Source organism: Phormidium sp. CCY1219, from assembly GCF_055795085.1.
This window is the reverse complement of sequence record NZ_JAYFEQ010000201.1, coordinates 1-483: the sequence shown is the minus strand read 5'-3', so window position 1 is coordinate 483 and position 483 is coordinate 1. Positions and strand designations below refer to the sequence as shown.

The 483-nt window shown below is 41.6% G+C and carries 1 protein-coding gene; it reads right to left on the bottom strand.

Annotated features, from left to right (window positions below; translation table 11 throughout):
- Window positions 1-71: 71 nt before the first annotated feature.
- Window positions 72-407 carry a XisI protein gene (locus tag AC0QH1_RS01325; protein ID WP_324628944.1) on the bottom strand — a complete coding sequence of 112 codons (336 nt, stop codon included), beginning with the start codon at window positions 405-407 and terminating at the stop codon, window positions 72-74.
- Between the last annotated feature and the right edge of the window lie 76 nt (window positions 408-483).

Here is a 483-nt window from a genome sequence, read left to right as displayed (position 1 = left end):
TTTTTTGAACCCCACCCACCTTTCAGAAAAATGCGACTAGAAACCCGGTTTATTTACGCCATTGCTCACCACTAAATCACCCCCAAACCTGTATATTCTCGCAACTCAGACGGCTGTAGTCCCAAAATAATATCTTCCCGTTCCACGCCCCGACTTAATAGCGCATCCGTCAAATAACAGTTCGTTTGATTGCGCTGAATCCAGATTTTTCCCGAACGAATTTCCAGATGAATCAAACAATTATAAATCTTCCGTGGTTTATCCCATCCTAAATCAACCAACAAATACCGATTCGCCTTGAGGTCAAAACCCGTTTCCGATTCAATTTCTCCCCCCAAAGAAGAACCGGTAGAATATTCCGTCAAGAGGAACTGAATGGTTGGTCTATATTTTGCTAGTCGCTCCATTGCAAAATCACCTTATCTCTCGGTTCATAAATAATCAATTTTAGTCCATAGGTTTGGATAGCAATGCGGTAAATCT